The following is a 16532-nucleotide window of genomic DNA, read 5'->3' as shown; positions in this document are numbered from 1 at the left end:
CGTACCCAACGCCTTCCTTTTCGTCAGCGCAGCGGCCGAATCATGCGCCGCAACGTGTCCTGCCCATCCAGCAGGTGATGCTTGAATGCTGCCGCCGCATGCCCCAGCGACAGGATGATCAGCACACAGGCAGCATACCAATGCACCTCACCTGCCAGCGATGCCTGGTCCTTCAGCCCCGAGATCACTGCCGGCACTTCGAAGAGATCGAATACCTTGATGCCACGCCCGTCAGCGGTGGAAATGAGGTAACCCGAGATCATCACCACCAGCATCAGCACGTAGAGCAACACATGGCCGATAAGCGCCGCGCGCTGTTCATTGCGCGTGCCGTGCGCCTGCGGGGTCGTCTGGCTCCAGCGCCAGGCAAGCCGCACCAGCGTCAGCACCAGCAATATCACCCCGACCGAGCGATGCCACCACGGACCGAGCTGGTACCAGGCATCGTAATAGCCAAGCGACGTCATCCACCAGCCCAGCGCGAAGAGCCCGACGATGGCCAGCGCCGACAGCCAATGCATCACGATGACAGGCCAGCCCCAGCCCCGTCGAGAATTACGCCACATGAGGTGCTCCTGATGACAGTCTTCACCTGACCATCAAGCTGGCAGGTTCTTTGAGCAAGAGCTTAACCAGTGCCCGAACGGACGCCAACCCTTGCGGGCAACGCCAGCGAAATTGTCCAGAGACACCAACGCCCGGCGGAACCGGGCGTTGGTGTGCAAAGGCAGGCGTTACGGGACTCAACTCGCGAGGCGATCAAGTCCGCGCGCCAGATCACGCTTGATGTCGTCGAGATCTTCCAGGCCGACGGCAATACGCAGCAGGCCCTCTTCGATGCCGGCGGCCGCTTTCTGTTCATCGCTGAGGCGACCGTGAGTCGTGGTGGCCGGGTGCGTGATGGTGGTCTTCACGTCGCCCAGGTTGCCAGTGATCGACAGAATGCGCGTCGCATCGACTACCGACCAGGCCGCCTCGCGACCACCCTTGACCACCACCCCCAGCACCGCACCGAAGGCCTTCTGCTGCGCCTTGGCCAGTTCATGCTGCGGATGGCTCTCAAGTCCGGAGTAATGCACCCGCTCGATCGCCGGATGCGATTCCAGCCAATGTGCCAGCGTCAGCGCGCGTGCACAGTGGGCTTCCATGCGAATGTTCAGCGTCTCCAGGCCCTTGAGGAAGACCCAGGCGTTGAAGGGGCTCAGGCACGGCCCGCAGGTACGCACCACGCCATAGACCTCCTCCATCAGCGAGGAGCTTCCCACCACGGCGCCACCCAGCGTCCGGCCCTGACCATCGAGATACTTGGTGGCGGAGTGGATGACGATATCGGCGCCCAGCGTCAGCGGACGCTGCAGGGCTGGCGTACAGAAGCAGTTGTCGATGGCGAGCCAGGCGTCGTTCTCATGGGCCAGCGCCGCCAGTGCCTTGATATCGCCAAGTTCGGACAGCGGATTGGACGGCGTCTCGGCGAACAACAGCTTGGTGGCCGGCGTGATCGCGTCGCGCCAGGCATCCAGATCCTTCAGTTCGACGAAGCGCGTGGTGATGCCCAGCTTGCCGAAGTACTTGGTGAACAGGCTGACACTCGAACCGAAGATGGAACGCGACGCGACGATTTCATCGCCGGATTCCAGCAACGCCAGCACGGTGGACATGATCGCGGCCATGCCGGAACTGGTCGCCACGCAACGCTCACCGCCTTCCATCGCCGCCAGGCGCTCCTCGAAGAAGCGCACCGTCGGATTGGTGAAGCGCGAGTAGATGTTGCCGGCTTCATCGCCCCCGAACTTGGCTGCGGCCTCAGCGGCGCTGCCATAGACGAAGCTTGAGGTGGTGTAGATGGGCTCGCCGTGTTCCTGCTCGGCACCGCGCAGGTGACCGGCACGGATGGCAAGCGTCTCGAGGCCCAGCTCATCGCGGGAAAGACCGGCGCGGGAAAGATTGTCGTCGTGCATGGTGTCCAGTACCTCTACTGATGGAATCTACTGCCCTGTGAATCACGATCCAGCGTCACGCGCCGCTGTGACAGGTCGCGTCGACAGCAAGAAGAAGGAAAAGCGATGCGCCAATGTTACCGGTTTTGAACGCGCAACGGGCCCCGGATTTCTCCGGAGCCCGTTGCGGTTCGCTCATCGCGTGATTGCCTGCCGAGGATGGCAGGCAGCCGGATCAGTCGAGATCTTCCGAATCGTTGTGCAGATCCACCACCGCGTGGGTCTCGCCAGCGCTCTTGGCGCCATCGTTGCGCGAGGCACGCAGGTCGCTCAGATAGGCTTCGTCGATATCGCCGGTCACGTAGACACCGTCGAACACGGAGCAATCGAACTCATCCAGCGCCGGATTGACTTCACGACAGGCGTCCTTCAGGTCATCGAGGTCCTGATAGAACAGACGGTCAGCGCCGATCAGGTCCGCGATTTCCTTCTCGGTACGGTCATGGGCGATCAGCTCTTCCGCCGCCGGCATGTCGATGCCGTAGACGTTGGGATAGCGAACCGCCGGTGCTGCCGAGGCGAAATAGACGTTCTTGGCGCCCGCTTCGCGCGCCATCTGGATGATCTCGTTGCAGGTGGTGCCGCGCACGATGGAATCGTCCACCAGCAGCACGTTCTTGCCGGCAAACTCGATATCGATGGCGTTGAGCTTCTGACGCACGGACTTCTTGCGCAGTGTCTGCCCCGGCATGATGAAGGTACGGCCGATATAGCGGTTCTTCATGAAGCCTTCGCGGTAAGTCACTCCCAGATGCTGGGCCAGCTCGAGGGCAGAGGTGCGCGAGGTATCGGGGATCGGAATCACGACATCGATGTCCTGTTCCGGCCATTCCCGCACGATCTTGTCGGCCAGCTTCTCGCCCATGCGCATGCGGGTGCCATAGACGTAGGCACCGTCAAGCAGGGAATCCGGACGCGCCAGGTAGACGTGTTCGAAGATGCACGGCTTGAGAACCGGATCATCCGCGCACTGCAGGGTGTGCAGCTCACGCTCCATGTCGATGAATACCGCTTCACCCGGGGCCAGATCACGGATCAGCTCGAAGCCGGCGACGTCGAGCGCCACGGATTCGGAGGCGATCATGTACTCGACGCCTTCGGCGGAGTCACGCTTGCCGAAACACGCCGGACGGATGCCGTGGGGATCACGGAAAGCGACCAGGCCAGTGCCGTTGATGATCGAGACGGCCGCGTAGCCGCCCTTGCAGCGACGATGCACACGACGCACGGCATCGAACACATCACCGGCGCCCAGACGCATGCCCTGCTTGCCCAGCTCGTGAGCGAAGACGTTGAGCAGCACTTCCGAATCGGAGCTGGTGTTGATGTGACGCAGATCAGAGGAGAACAACTCCTGCTTGAGCTGGTCGGAGTTGGTCAGGTTGCCGTTGTGCGCCAGCGTGATGCCGTAAGGCGAGTTGACATAAAACGGCTGTGATTCCGCCTCGCTGGAGGAACCGGCGGTCGGGTAGCGAACATGGCCGATCCCCATGTTGCCCTTGAGACGCTGCATGTGACGAGTGCGGAAGACATCACGCACCAGACCATTGCTCTTTCGCAGCAGGAAACGACCTTCGTGCCAGGTCATCATGCCCGCGGCATCCTGCCCGCGGTGCTGCAATACGGTCAGCGCGTCATACAGCGCCTGGTTGACCGAGGCGTTGGCCATCAAACCTACAATCCCGCACATCCCGTCATTACCTCACTAATACACACTTGGATAGGGAAGCGCACGCTGGCGACTGCCGGCGCCCGTCCATATGGCAATATGAGTGCTCACACGGCGCAATTGTCAGGCCTGCCCCCCATGCAGGCAACACCTGACCGATGGGTCAACCCTTCGACTGCCCCGCATGAGGCTTCAGCAACGCGTGCCGAATGCCGAAAACGACAACGCCGGGCCACGATGCCCGGCGCTGAAGATCCTGCCTGTCACTGCTCACCACCCGCATTGCGGCTTGCGGCCTCGCCAGCGGTGCTGCCTCTGAGCAACGCCTCCAGCGAGGGCTGGTCCTGGGTGGCATCCTGGCGCGTGAACGACTGCAGCGCCTGCTGGTTGAGGCTGTCGCTCAACGCACGCCCTTCTCGCTGGGCGCTGTCGATCAGACCACTGGCCTGCTGCTTGAGCCGGGAGCCGCTGGCGGAATCCGGCAGCGACACGCTCTGGCCCCAGTCACCGCCCGTATCCCACTCACGATAGCGAGCCAACGACCAGTCGCGCAGCTGCTCAAGCGTCGGCCGCAGCTGGGCGGCCTGCCAGTCGGCGCTGTCACGCAGGGGCGTCAGCCCCACCACGGCGGTGATCAGCACCAGTATGACCGCCGCGCGCAAGGCGCCGAACACACCGCCGAGCAGACGATTGAAGCCGCCCATGCCGACCGCATGAATCAAGCGTTCCAGCAGGCGCAACATCAGCCCCCAGATCAGTACGCTCGCGATCACCACCAGCACGAAGCCGACCGCGGTGCGGATGCCCGGCGAGACGATCATCTCTTCGAGCAGGCCACCCACCTCGGCGCCGAACTGGCGTGCCGCGACCAGTGCCACCAGCCAGCCCGCCAGGCCCAGGGCCTCGCTGAGCAGGCCCCGCATCAGCCCCAGCAGTACCGAGATACCGATCAGGCCCAGACATAGCCAATCGATCCAGACCAGCTCGTTCACTCACCCTCCTTGCGTCGCACCAGCAGGCCCTTGATATTGACCTGCTGCTGCAGGCGCGAGCGTGCGGACTCACCGATCTCGGAGGACTTGTACGGGCCGACGAAGACAACGGTCAACTTGCTGCCACGCGGGATACGGTATGCCGCGAAACCCTTGCCCTGCAGCTCCTTCTGGAGACGCTCGGCGTTGGCCGGGTCACCGAAGCTGCCGACCTGCACGGCCCAGCCACCGGCGGAAGACGACGGCGCATTCGAGGCAACCGCAGGCTTCGGTTCAGGCTTGGGCGCGGGCTTGGGAGCAGGCTTGGGCTCCGGCTTGGCAGCGGGTTCCGGTTCCGGCTTTGGCTTTGACTGCGGCTCGCTGCTGGCCACAGAGCGGGTCGGCGACAATTGCTCGGCCTCGGCGACACGGCTTTGGGACTCGGAACCGCTGTCGCTGCCGGCACCCGGGTCACTGTCACGCACCTTGCCGTTGCTGTCGACGAAGGTGATCGGCACATCCGTGCCGATCTTCAGCTCACTGGGCGGCTGCGGCTCATCGACGTTGGAGCGATCGATATCCACCGGCTTGCCAAGCGTCATCACCGGACTCGGGCGCTCATCACGGGCCGGCGGCTCATCGAAGAGCATCGGGATGAAGATCACCCCCAACGCCAGCAGGATGACCGCACCGCTGATTCGCTCGCGTTTGCCATATTTCATTGTGACATCTCCCTTGCACCCGAAATCCCGGACCCGCCGCCGGCCTGCATCAGGCCTGGGCGCCGAGCCACATCAATGCTTCACCGACCGTGAAGAAGGAACCACAGACCAATACTTCTCCAGCGCTCGTCTCGCGTGCCAACCATTCGGCTGCAGCGGTGACCGTCTCGCACTCTGCCAGCACCTCACCACCACAGTGGCGGACCACGGCGGCAAGCTCACTGGCCTGGCGGCTACGCTCGCCATCCAGGGTGGCGACGACGAAGCCGTCCACCACCGGTGACAGCGCCTGAATCACGCCAGCGGCATCCTTGTCGCCCAGCATGGCGAGCAACGCCCGCCGCGGCCGAGTGGCAGGATCCCGCGCGCAACGCAGGTCATGAGCGGCAAGACGACTGGCCAGATAACCCGCGGCATGCGGGTTATGGCCGACATCCAGACACCAGTCACGCCCGTGACGACTCAGCCACTGCATGCGCCCCTTGAGCTTGACGCTCGCCATGGCCTGCTGCACGCATTCGGCATTGAGCTCGATACCGGCCTCGACCAGCGCATTCAGCGCACTGGCTGCATTGTCGCGCGGCAAGCCCGGGTCTGGCAGCGCATCGAACGTCAGCGCCGGTGCCGACAGGCGCTGCCATTGCCATTGCGAGGTAGCCGAATGGTCCGTGCTGCCATCCACACTGCCATTTACAAATTCAGCCGCGGCCTGCCAGCGAAAGTCCTGCCACAGCACCTGCGGCGTGACACCCAGCGTGCGAGCATGCGCCGCGCAACTGGACGGCAGCACATCCGAGCCGAACACGGCCGGCTTGCCGGCGCGCAGAATCCCGGCCTTCTCGAAACCGATGTTCTCGAGGTCGGTGCCAAGAAACGCGGCATGATCCTGCGCGACCGTGATGATCATCGCGACATCACAATCGATGATGTTGACGGCGTCCAGACGCCCGCCCAGGCCGACTTCCAGAATCGCGAGCTGCGGTTGCTGCTGAGCGATCAGCCATAGCCCGGCCAGCGTGCCGACCTCGAAGTAGGTCAGGCTGATCACGCCCTCGTCATCCACCGGCTCACCACTGGCCGACAGCCCGGAGTGGCGCGCGGAATCTACCTGCTCGAAGGCCGTGACCAATGCCGCATCACTGACGTCGTGGCCATTGAAGCTCAGACGCTCGTTGTAATGCAGCAGGTGCGGAGAGGTGTAGGTGGCGGTGCTCAGCCCGTGGGCACGCCCCAGCGCCTCGAGCATGGCAACCGTCGATCCCTTGCCGTTGGTGCCGGCCACGGTAATGATGCGGCCACCGAGCCGACGCGCGCCTGCCCCGACCAGACCGAGACGCCTGGCTACACACAGCACTCGGGCAAGGCCCATATCGATACTGACGGGGTGCTGATGCTCGAGACGCGTCAGCCACTCATCCAGCGAGAGGCCACGCGGCACGGCATCATGCAGGGGGGAAAGCTGCCACGAAGCGGCATCCAGCGGAGGGAGTGAGGAAGACTGCAGCACCTCATCGGTGCTGCAGCTTGCCGGGGCGGAGCCCTGCTCAGCCATCGCGACGTTCGCCTTGCGGCTTCTCGCTGGTGAAGGTCTCGTCGAGCACGCTGTCCACGGCGGAGCGCGGCTCGGCCGGTGCTTCGACAGTCGCATCCGCCTCGACGGATTCTTCTTCGACGACCGCATCCGCGACCGGCAGGTTGGCGGCGTTGACCGGCATGCCCTGCAGCTTGAGCAGGATGCTGGACAGGCGCTCACGCATCTCACGGCGGTGGATGATCATGTCGACGGCACCATGCTCGAGCAGGAACTCGGAGCGCTGGAAGCCTTCCGGCAGCTTCTCACGCACGGTCTGCTCGATGACACGCGGACCGGCAAAGCCGATCAGGGCGTTCGGCTCGGCGACATTCAGGTCACCCAGCATCGCCAGCGACGCAGAGACGCCACCGAAGACCGGATCGGTCAGCACGCTGATGTACGGCACGCCAGCCTGCTTGAGCTTTTCCAGCGCCGCGGAGGTCTTGGCCATCTGCATCAGGGAGAACAAGGCTTCCTGCATGCGAGCACCACCGGAGGCGGCGAAGCAGACCAGCGGGATGTTCTCGGCCAGCGCAAGCTCTGCTGCACGCACGAACTTCTCGCCGACGATGGCACCCATGGAGCCACCCATGAAGCTGAACTCGAAGGCCACGGCAACGACCGGCTGACCGGAAAGAGCACCGCGCATGGCAACCAGCGCGTCCTTCTCGGAGGTCTGCTTCTGGGCAGCGCTCAGGCGATCCTTGTACTTCTTGGAGTCGCGGAACTTGAGGCGATCGACCGGCTCGAGATCTGCCGCGATTTCCTCGCGGCCTTCGCTGTCGAGGAACCAGGACAGACGCGCACGCGCAGTGAGACGCAGGTGGTGGTCACACTTCGGGCAGACGTTGTCGTGCTTGGTCAGCTCCGGAAGGTACAGGACTGCTTCGCACTTGGGGCATTTACGCCACAGGCCGTCAGGAATGGAGGTACGCCGATCCTTGCGTTGGATACGGCTCATTGACGGCACAATCTTGTCAAGCCAGCTCATGGTGGGGAGGCTTCCGTTTTGCTGCTGTTCTGGGCACCGCTCGACGACTGTCGGCGGCCATGCGAGTTGGCACATATTCCAGGGCGTTCACGCCCCCGGCAATATGGCGGGCAGCTACCATCACAGGGCAGTGCCAATGGAAAAGACCGTGCAACCCATTGGTCGTACGGCCACTTTTCCGAATTCTGGGGGTCATTGTAGCGGCTTCGCCCCCCTTGCGGGTAGTGCGAGATGCCAATTGAGCGTTGCGGCCCTCGCCGCTTGGGACGAAAGCAGTGCAAGGGCCACAACGCTTGCCGGCAAATCAGCGCTGATGGCGGACTGCCTGACAGAATGCCTGCATGCGCTCGGCACTCTTCTCGCCGGGCGCGGCTTCCACACCACCGGAGACATCGACCGCGTAAGGGGCGACCTGCGCTACCGCTGCGGCGACATTGCCTGACTCGAGACCCCCAGCCAGGATGACCGGCAGCGGAAGATCGGCCGGGATGCGCGACCAGTCGAAGGTCTCGCCGGTGCCACCGGGCACGCCGGGACGATAGGCATCCAGCAAAAGGCCACGCGCGTCATGGTAGCGCGCCGCCTCTGCCTCAAGATCGATCCCGTCACGCATGCGCAACGCCTTGATATAGGGCCGCCCAGCCGCCCGACACTGCTCTGGCGTCTCATTGCCATGCAACTGGAGCAGATCGAGATGTGGCGCCGCAGCGGCAATCTCTTCGGCGCTGGCATCCACGAACAGGCCGACCCGCGTCACGAAGGCCGGCACGCACGCGGCAAGCTCGGCCAGCCGCGCCACATCCACCGCACGCTTGCTGCCCGGCCACAGCACGAAGCCCAGCGCATCGGCACCTGCTGCCACGGCATCGCAGATATCCTGCTCTCGCGTCAAGCCACAGATCTTGATCCGGGTACGCTGGCTCACTCGAGCGCTCATCTCGGTCATGGGATCACTCCGTTCAACGTGAGGATTCATTCTGGGTGGCAGCCGTCAGCGTGTCATCCTCGGCGCCTGCCGCAGGAACGCCTGCCGCAGGAATCGCTTGTTCATGCTCACGGCTGAGGCGCTCGGCCTCACGGGCTACATTGGCCAGCCGGATGGCCTCCTGCTCACTGAGCTTGCCCGCCGCGCGCGCCTCTTCGGCACCCTCGGCCTCGGCACGCGCCATGCGTGAGCGCACCATCGGGCAGTCCGGCAACGGGCGCTCGCCCGTCCACTCGCCAAGATGTGCGACCAGACCAGGGCCCAGGGGTTCCTTGGGCAGCGCATAGCGCGGCGGATAGATGACATCGACGAAGTGAAGCCCTGTCGCCGCTGCCGTCGCGCTCGAGCGTGTGCGATCTCCTCCGCGCATCAGCTCGACGATCCACTCGACAGGCTTCTCGCCACGCCCGATGGCCATCAAGGTGCCCGCGATATTGCGCACCATGTGATGCAGGAAGGCATTGGCCTGGATATCGATCATGACGATATGGCCATGGCGACTGACTTCAATGAAGTGCACGTGGCGGCGCGGCGAGCGCGACTGACAGCCTGCGGCGCGGAACGCCGAGAAATCCAGCTCGCCCACCAGATGCGCCGCCGCGGCCTGCATGTCGGCGACATTGAGCGGCTCACGACACCAGGTGACATTGTTGCGCTCCATTACCGGCCGAAACGGCTGGTTGATGATCATGTAGCGATAGCGGCGGGCGATGGCGCTGAAACGCGCATGGAAATCATCGGGCACCGGCACGGCCCAATGAATCCCGATATCGGGGGGAAGGTTGACGTTACCGCCCATGCGCCAGGCCTTGCGACTGCGGCCCACGGGGGTATCGAAATGCACGACCTGACGCATGGCATGCACACCGGAATCGGTGCGGCCACTGCAATGCACGGTAATCGGCGTGGAGGCGACCTTGGACAAGGCCTTCTCGAGCGCTTCCTGCACGGAGGGGGCGTGGCTCAGACGCTGCCAGCCACAATAGCGGGTGCCATCATATTCAACGCCCAGAGCAATGCGCCCCGGGCGTTTCTCGTTATCATCCAACGGTGTAAAAAAGGGCATCAGGTCAGACCAAAGCGCTCCATCAACGCCAGCGCCTCTTCACGGACCATGTCATCACTGGCAGTAGCGAGCGGCTCAAGCAGCGCAGCCGCCTGATCATCATCGCCATCCACCAACAACTGACGGGCTTCCTCGAGCTGTTGGAATGCCACGGTATCCTGGGCGCCAGCCCCAAACCCTGCCGACTCGACAGAGGGATAGGCATTATCCTGATCCCCTGACTCGAACGCCACTTCCTCGACCTCGAATTCCGAGATATCACGCCGCGGCACGTCCACCTCTTCCAGCGTCATGCTATCCAGTGACGGCAACTCGTCCATGCCATCGACTGCGGCTGACGGCTTGCTGGACACCTCATAGGGCTTCTGGCTCGCAGCGCTGCCTTCACTTGCGCCACTGCTCTCACTTGCAGCACCGTTCTTCTCGCTCGCGGCACCGCTCTCGAGCGCGGCGTTGTCATCCAATTCTTCACGCAGCGAGGTAAACTCGACGGACTCGCCCTTGAGCGCGCTATCCGCCGCCTTGGATGCCTCGGTATCAGCGCCCTTCTCACCATCAGCGTGACCAGCATCTCCCAGCGTCAATTCCGGCGCCTGGTAATCGATCACGTTGTCGCTGTTGAAGTGGCTCTCACGCACGGGCGCCTTCTCGAGGTCCTCGCCCTTGAGGCCCGGTTCGAACGCGACGCCTTGATCGGGAGCATGCTCGACCAGCGGTTCGCTCACGCCGTCACCGGCATGCGATTCGCTGTCAGACAGCGCGCTAGCATCGTCCTGGTCATCAAGGGAGGCGCCAGAACCCGTGACGGATGCATCAGCCGGGCCGTGAGCCGCATCATCGGTCTTGTCGCGACCTTCAAGCGGCGCGCGAGGCGCTGCCGCCTGCTGGCTTGCCACTCCTGACAGATAGGAGACCTTGCGCCCCACCTGACTCGCGCCGCCGCCTGCGACAGCACGCAGCGCACTGCTTGAGACGCTGTAGCGATCCAGCAGCGCCTGAGCCTCGAAACGCTCTTCCTCATTGCCGGCCGCCAGCACCTGCTCACCTTCATGATGCAGGGCTTCGGCGTTGCCAAGCTCGCCATGGACTCCCATCAGCTTGAGGCGCAGGTCCTGGCGTGCGGGATCTTCCACCAGACCGGCTTCCAGCAGGGCCTGGGCCTGATCGAAGCGGCCGTAGGCGATGAAGATGTCCGCCTCGCTGATCGCAGCCGCTTCCGGCTGAGAGAGCGGCTCGAGGCTACCGGAACCCCGGCGCGCCGCCACGTTGACATCTTCAGACGCGGATGACTTGTGACCCGCGGCAGCAGCGGCAGTCGAGGCCGCAAAGGTATCCGGGAAGACGCGTGGCTTGTCCTGGTCGGGCTCTTCATTGCCGCGGACCGCATCGGCAAAGCTCATGTTCTCATCCCCCCCGGAACCGGAGCGGCGACGCAACAACAGCAGCAACAGAAGCAGCAATGCCCCGGCCGCCCCGCCGACGATGGCCAGGTTGTCCTGCACCCACTGCCAGGTCGCCTGGGGCCACGGCTGCTTGGGCAACACCAGATTGCCCTCACCGTCACGCGGCTGACCGAGGTCCACCCCGGCGGCGATCAGGCTTTCCGGCAACGCCAACGGCGAGATGCCGCTGTTGACGAGCAGACGATTCTGTTTGGCGAGCAGCACCTTGGCCGTCTCGAGCTGCTCGGTACGCTCTGCCAGCGACGCTCGCAGCTCGCCGACTTCGTTGCGCAGGGAGGCCACTTCGCTGCGCAGGTCATCACGCTCCTGCTCCAGCTGATCGAGGCGTTGCTGATTGGTCAGCAGCTGGTCTTCCAGCGACTCGAGGCGATCGGACAGTTCATCGATCGCCTGCTGACTACCCGCGGAGATCTGACCACTGGCTGCTGCCGCCTTGGGCTTGCTGCCGTCTTCATCCAGCAGCGTCAGACGCGGCTTGCCATCGGCACCCGCGCTGGCGGGCCCGCTCGGTGCGGCCGTGGCCGCAGGCGCAGCACTGGCGGAAGGCTCGTTCGATGTGCTGGCCGCAGCGGTTTTCTTGCTGGCGGGAGCCGGCACGGTCTTGCCCTGCGCGCCCGCGACCCACTGCTGATACTGCTGACGCACTTCCTTGTCGGCCTCGGTACGCGAACGTCCCAACATGGTGCTGCGGTCCGGCACGCTCAGCACCACTCCCGCACGCAGCTTGTTGATGTTGCCGCCCGGGAAGGCCCTGGGGTTGGCTTCCTGAATCGCCAGCATCGCCTGACGGATGCTGACACTGGCATCCGGACGCACGCGACGCGCGATCGTCCACAGCGAATCACCGTTGCGCACCTTGATGCTGGACGGCGGTGTGCTGGATGACGCACTGCGCGAGGCAGCCTGGCTGGGCTGGGCATTGTCGCGGAACACCACGGAACGCGTCGGCGAGGAATCGTTGGTGGCCAGCGGGCGCGAGCGCGCGCCGGCAGGTGTCACCAATGACGGCTGACTCGAATAGCCCGCCGGATCGAACAACAGGGTCACCTGACGCTGCAGCTTGCCATTGGGCCATTCGACATCCAGCAGCAGGTCCACATAGGGCTCACGTACCGCGCCATTGGTGGACAGCTGGAGGTAGTAGCGCCCACCCTGCTGCTTGACGGCAACCTTGATGTCATCGCTGACATAGCTGCGATCGACGCCCGCTCGCGTAAAGGCGGCAGAATCGGCAACGCCGGCCTTGATGAGGCTGGCATCGAGGCCCGAGGTATCCGTGAGGCCGATGCGCGCGTCCAGTGGCTGATTCAGATTCGAGCGCAACCGCGGCGATTCCATGCCGACTGCCAAGGCCTGAGCACTGTAGACGGCGAACGACACCGCCAGTGCGAGAGGAAGCTTGCGTCCCATTGAGTGTCCCTTCGTATGCGGCCGAATCATTGCCCGGCCTGCGCATTATGTTACGTATACTTACACAAGATACCAGAGAGTCCGTCCCAAGAGTGCGGGAAGCCATTGGCAAAGTGGGAAAAGTTTCAACGATAGAGTGACGGCCCACGATCGATAAAGGCCGCAGAGGCGTCATATCGCGAGTGACCAGCTCGACGACATCCCCTTTACGATACCCGTAAAAAACACCTCCCTGCCATCATGCATCAAAAGCGCCAGTCAAAATCGCAAAAAATGCGCAGGAAAGACTGAGATATCTGGTACTCGCCGTGACATCAGTGACCTATCTCTTACCTGAAATCACCGATCTTCCATGACGTAACGTGCAAAAGAGAAACGCCCTCGACTCCAGAGAGCCGAGGGCGCTTTCAGGTCAGGCTCGCAACGAACCCGACGACATGCTGCTACACAGTGCGATCAGGCCGCGCGATGTTCACGCAGGATGGTCAGCATGCGCTTGAGCGGCTCCGCGGCCCCCCACAGCAGCTGGTCACCGACACTGAAGGCGGACAGGTATTCGCCACCCATCGCCAGCTTGCGCAGACGGCCGACCGGTACGGTCAGGGTGCCGGTCGCAGCGGCCGGCGTCAGATGCTTGAGGCTGTCTTCCTTGGTATTGGCGACGACCTTGACCCAGTCATTGTGCTTGGCCAGACGGTCTTCGATCTCGTCCAGCGGCACGTCCTGCTTGAGCTTGACGGTGAAGGCCTGGGAGTGAGAGCGCATCGCACCGATACGCACGCACAGCCCGTCGATCATGATCGGGTTGCCCTGGCTGTCGAGAATCTTGTTGGCCTCGACACCGGCCTTCCACTCCTCGCGGGTCTGACCGGATTCCATCGCGGAATCGATCCACGGCAGCAGCGAGCCGGCCAGCGGCGCACCGAACTGCTGGGTCGCGAAGTCATCGCCGCGCATGGTGGCGGTCACCTTGCGGTCGATGTCGAGGATGGCGCTGGCCGGGTCCGCAAGCTCGGAGGCCACGCTGCCATTGAGCTGGCCCATCTGGGTCAGCAGCTCACGCATGTGGCGCGCACCGCTGCCGGACGCCGCCTGGTAGCTCATGGAGGTCATCCACTCGACCATGCCGGCCTCGAACAGGCCACCCAGGCCCATCAGCATCAGGCTGACGGTGCAGTTGCCGCCGACGAAGGTGTTGGCACCGGCGCCGATCTTCTGGTCGATCACGTGACGGTTGACCGGGTCCAGCACCAGCACGGCGTCCTTGTCCATGCGCAGGGTGGAGGCCGCATCGATCCAGTCGCCCTTCCAGCCGGCTTCGCGCAGCGGACCGAACACCTGCTTGGTGTAGTCGCCGCCCTGACAGGTGACGATGACATCCAGCGCCTTCAGCTCATTGATGTCATTGGCATCCTTGAGCGCCGGCACCGGCGTGCCCACGTCAGGACCGGCCTGACCGACCTGAGAGGTGGAGAAGAATACCGGCTCGATACCGGCGAAATCGTTGTCATCACGCATGCGTTGCATCAGCACGGAACCGACCATGCCACGCCAACCGACAAATCCGACTTTCAACATGCTTGTTCTCCTTGTTCATGCACGGCCGGGAGCATGGAGGACACCACCACTCCCGACACAGGAATGACCCGCAGCGAGCACAGGCAACTCACACGAGGCGAGCCTTGCCCAACGCTCCAGCCGCAGGTCCTGACATGAGAACCCGGCGACGCACGCCGAGCTCCCCCATGATCGTCGCGTGAACGCCGCTGGCTTGCGGCGTTCACGCGGGTCTTGCCTTACGCCTGGGCCTTGAAGGCGGCCAGCACGGCATCGCCCATCTCGGAGGTGGAGACCTTGCGCGTCCCGGCGTAAGCGATGTCGGCAGTGCGCAGACCTTCATCCAGCACCACGCCGACCGCCTTCTCGATGCGCTCGGCCCAGGCGGCTTCGTTGAGCGAGTAGCGCAGCATCATGGCCACCGACAGAATGGTCGCCAGCGGGTTGGCGATGCCCTGGCCCGCGATGTCCGGCGCGCTGCCGTGGCACGGCTCGTACATGCCCTGACCACCCGCATTCAGCGAGGCGGACGGCAGCATGCCGATGGAGCCGGTCAACATGGCGGCCTCATCCGACAGGATGTCGCCGAACATGTTGCCGGTGACCACCACGTCGAACTGCTTGGGGGCACGTACCAGCTGCATGGCGGCGTTGTCGACGTACATGTGCGACAGCTCGACATCCGGGTAGTCGGCGGAGATGCGCTCCATCACGTCACGCCACAGCATGGTGACTTCCAGCACGTTGGCCTTGTCGACGCTGCACAGCTTCTTGTTGCGCTTCTGCGCCATCTCGAAGGCGGTGCGACCGATGCGCTCGATCTCGGACTCGGAGTAGACGTAGGTGTTGTACCCGACCTGCTGGCCATCACGCGTCTCGATGCCGCGCGGCTGACCGAAGTAGATGCCACCGGTCAGCTCACGCACGATCATGATGTCCAGACCGGACACCACTTCCGGCTTGAGGCTGGAGGCCTCGGCCAGCTGCGGGTAGAGAATCGCCGGACGCAGATTGGCGAACAGCTCGAGCTCCTTGCGCAGCCCCAGCAGGCCGCGTTCCGGACGCAGCGAGATGTCCTCGAGCTTGTCCCACTGCGGGCCACCGACTGCGCCGAGCAGGATGGCGTCCGCCGCCTTGGCCGCCTCCAGCGTTTCCGCCGGCAGCGGGTGACCGGCCGCGTCATACCCTGCACCACCGACCTTGCCTTCGCTCAGCGTGATGTCCAGACCTTCGCTGCGGGCGGCTTCAAGGATCTTCACGGCTTCGGCGGTGATTTCCGGGCCAATGCCATCACCGGGCAGAATCAGGATATTGCGGCTCATCTGGAACTCTCCTTGGGCCGGAAGTCTTCCGGCGAGACCGACGGTTCACCGTCGGTGCTGAGACTGGGCTCGCCGCCATTCTGGACGGCGAGCCATGACGAATATGTTGCGATGTCAGGCGCTGACTGACGCGACGCTGGCCAGATCAGGCCGTCTTGCCGTCGCGGAACAGCCACGGACGCTCGGTGCGATGACGCTTCTCGAAGCTGTCGATGGCGTCCTGGTCCTTGAGGGTCAGACCGATATCGTCCAGGCCTTCCATCAGGCAATGCTTGCGGAAGCTGTCGACCTCGAAGGGAATCGACTCACCGGACGGCGTGATGACCGCCTGTGCCTCGAGGTCGATATCCAGACGATACCCTTCCACCGCCTCGGCTTCCTTGAACAGACGGTCCACCGTGTCCTCGTCGAGGGTAATCAACAACAGACCGTTCTTGAACGAGTTGTTGTAGAAGATATCGGCGAAGCTCGGCGCGATGACCACGCGGAAGCCGAAGTCTGTCAGTGCCCAGGGCGCGTGTTCACGCGAGGAACCGCAACCGAAGTTGCGACGCGCCAGCAATACGCTGGCACCTGCGTAGCGCGGCTGGTTGAGCACGAAGTCCGGATTCAGCGGACGCTTGCTGATGTCCTGACCGATATAGCCCTCGTCGAGATAGCGCAGCTCATCGAAGAGGTTCGGCCCGAAGCCGGTACGCTTGATCGACTTCAGAAACTGCTTCGGGATGATCAGGTCGGTATCGACGTTGGCGCGATCAAGCGGTGCCACGAGGCCCTGCTGGCGAATGAACTTTTCCATGTCGGGC

13 protein-coding genes are annotated in these 16532 nt (G+C 63.7%); all 13 read right to left on the bottom strand.

Annotated elements, in window-relative coordinates:
• Positions 1 to 23: 23 nt before the first annotated feature.
• Positions 24 to 566 (bottom strand): cytochrome b, encoded by a 543-nt coding sequence (locus H2O77_RS05120; protein WP_215824062.1) that lies wholly within the window; start codon positions 564 to 566, stop codon positions 24 to 26.
• 177 nt (positions 567 to 743) lie between these two features.
• Positions 744 to 1958, bottom strand: a complete 1215-nt coding sequence (locus H2O77_RS05115) for an O-succinylhomoserine sulfhydrylase (protein ID WP_153635332.1) — start codon at positions 1956 to 1958, stop codon at positions 744 to 746.
• Between the two features lie 214 nt (positions 1959 to 2172).
• Positions 2173 to 3687 carry an amidophosphoribosyltransferase gene (gene purF / locus H2O77_RS05110; RefSeq protein ID WP_215824061.1) on the bottom strand — a complete coding sequence of 505 codons (1515 nt, stop codon included), beginning with the start codon at positions 3685 to 3687 and terminating at the stop codon, positions 2173 to 2175.
• 242 nt (positions 3688 to 3929) lie between these two features.
• On the bottom strand, positions 3930 to 4658 hold the full coding sequence (locus H2O77_RS05105) for a CvpA family protein (RefSeq protein ID WP_215824060.1): 729 nt from the start codon (positions 4656 to 4658) through the stop codon (positions 3930 to 3932).
• The gene (locus H2O77_RS05100) at positions 4655 to 5359 is read right to left on the bottom strand and encodes an SPOR domain-containing protein (protein ID WP_215824059.1); all 705 of its coding nucleotides are present in this window, start codon (positions 5357 to 5359) and stop codon (positions 4655 to 4657) included. The genes H2O77_RS05105 and H2O77_RS05100 overlap by 4 nt, the downstream gene beginning before the upstream one ends.
• Before the next feature lie 49 nt (positions 5360 to 5408).
• Positions 5409 to 6911 carry a folylpolyglutamate synthase/dihydrofolate synthase family protein gene (locus tag H2O77_RS05095; protein ID WP_215824058.1) on the bottom strand — a complete coding sequence of 501 codons (1503 nt, stop codon included), beginning with the start codon at positions 6909 to 6911 and terminating at the stop codon, positions 5409 to 5411.
• On the bottom strand, positions 6904 to 7923 hold the full coding sequence (gene accD, locus H2O77_RS05090) for an acetyl-CoA carboxylase, carboxyltransferase subunit beta (protein ID WP_043336910.1): 1020 nt from the start codon (positions 7921 to 7923) through the stop codon (positions 6904 to 6906). Before accD ends, H2O77_RS05095 begins: the two co-directional genes overlap by 8 nt.
• A gap of 304 nt (positions 7924 to 8227) precedes the next feature.
• Entirely contained in the window at positions 8228 to 8860 is a 633-nt protein-coding gene (locus tag H2O77_RS05085; RefSeq protein ID WP_215824494.1) for a phosphoribosylanthranilate isomerase, read from the bottom strand.
• Between the two features lie 22 nt (positions 8861 to 8882).
• Entirely contained in the window at positions 8883 to 9974 is a 1092-nt protein-coding gene (truA, locus tag H2O77_RS05080; RefSeq protein ID WP_215824057.1) for a tRNA pseudouridine(38-40) synthase TruA, read from the bottom strand.
• Positions 9974 to 12847 carry a FimV/HubP family polar landmark protein gene (locus H2O77_RS05075; protein WP_215824056.1) on the bottom strand — a complete coding sequence of 958 codons (2874 nt, stop codon included), beginning with the start codon at positions 12845 to 12847 and terminating at the stop codon, positions 9974 to 9976. Before H2O77_RS05075 ends, truA begins: the two co-directional genes overlap by 1 nt.
• A 456-nt stretch (positions 12848 to 13303) precedes the next feature.
• The gene (asd, locus tag H2O77_RS05070; RefSeq protein ID WP_192838485.1) at positions 13304 to 14425 is read right to left on the bottom strand and encodes an aspartate-semialdehyde dehydrogenase; all 1122 of its coding nucleotides are present in this window, start codon (positions 14423 to 14425) and stop codon (positions 13304 to 13306) included.
• Positions 14426 to 14643: 218 nt separating this feature from the next.
• Positions 14644 to 15726 carry a 3-isopropylmalate dehydrogenase gene (gene leuB, locus H2O77_RS05065; RefSeq protein ID WP_043335563.1) on the bottom strand — a complete coding sequence of 361 codons (1083 nt, stop codon included), beginning with the start codon at positions 15724 to 15726 and terminating at the stop codon, positions 14644 to 14646.
• A 145-nt stretch (positions 15727 to 15871) separates the two neighbouring features.
• Positions 15872 to 16525 carry a 3-isopropylmalate dehydratase small subunit gene (gene leuD / locus H2O77_RS05060; protein WP_107335256.1) on the bottom strand — a complete coding sequence of 218 codons (654 nt, stop codon included), beginning with the start codon at positions 16523 to 16525 and terminating at the stop codon, positions 15872 to 15874.
• Positions 16526 to 16532 lie beyond the last annotated feature (7 nt).

Source organism: Cobetia sp. 4B, from assembly GCF_018831605.1.
GTDB classification, from domain to species: Bacteria; Pseudomonadota; Gammaproteobacteria; order Pseudomonadales; family Halomonadaceae; genus Cobetia; species Cobetia amphilecti.
This window is presented reverse-complemented; position numbering and strand designations above follow the sequence as displayed.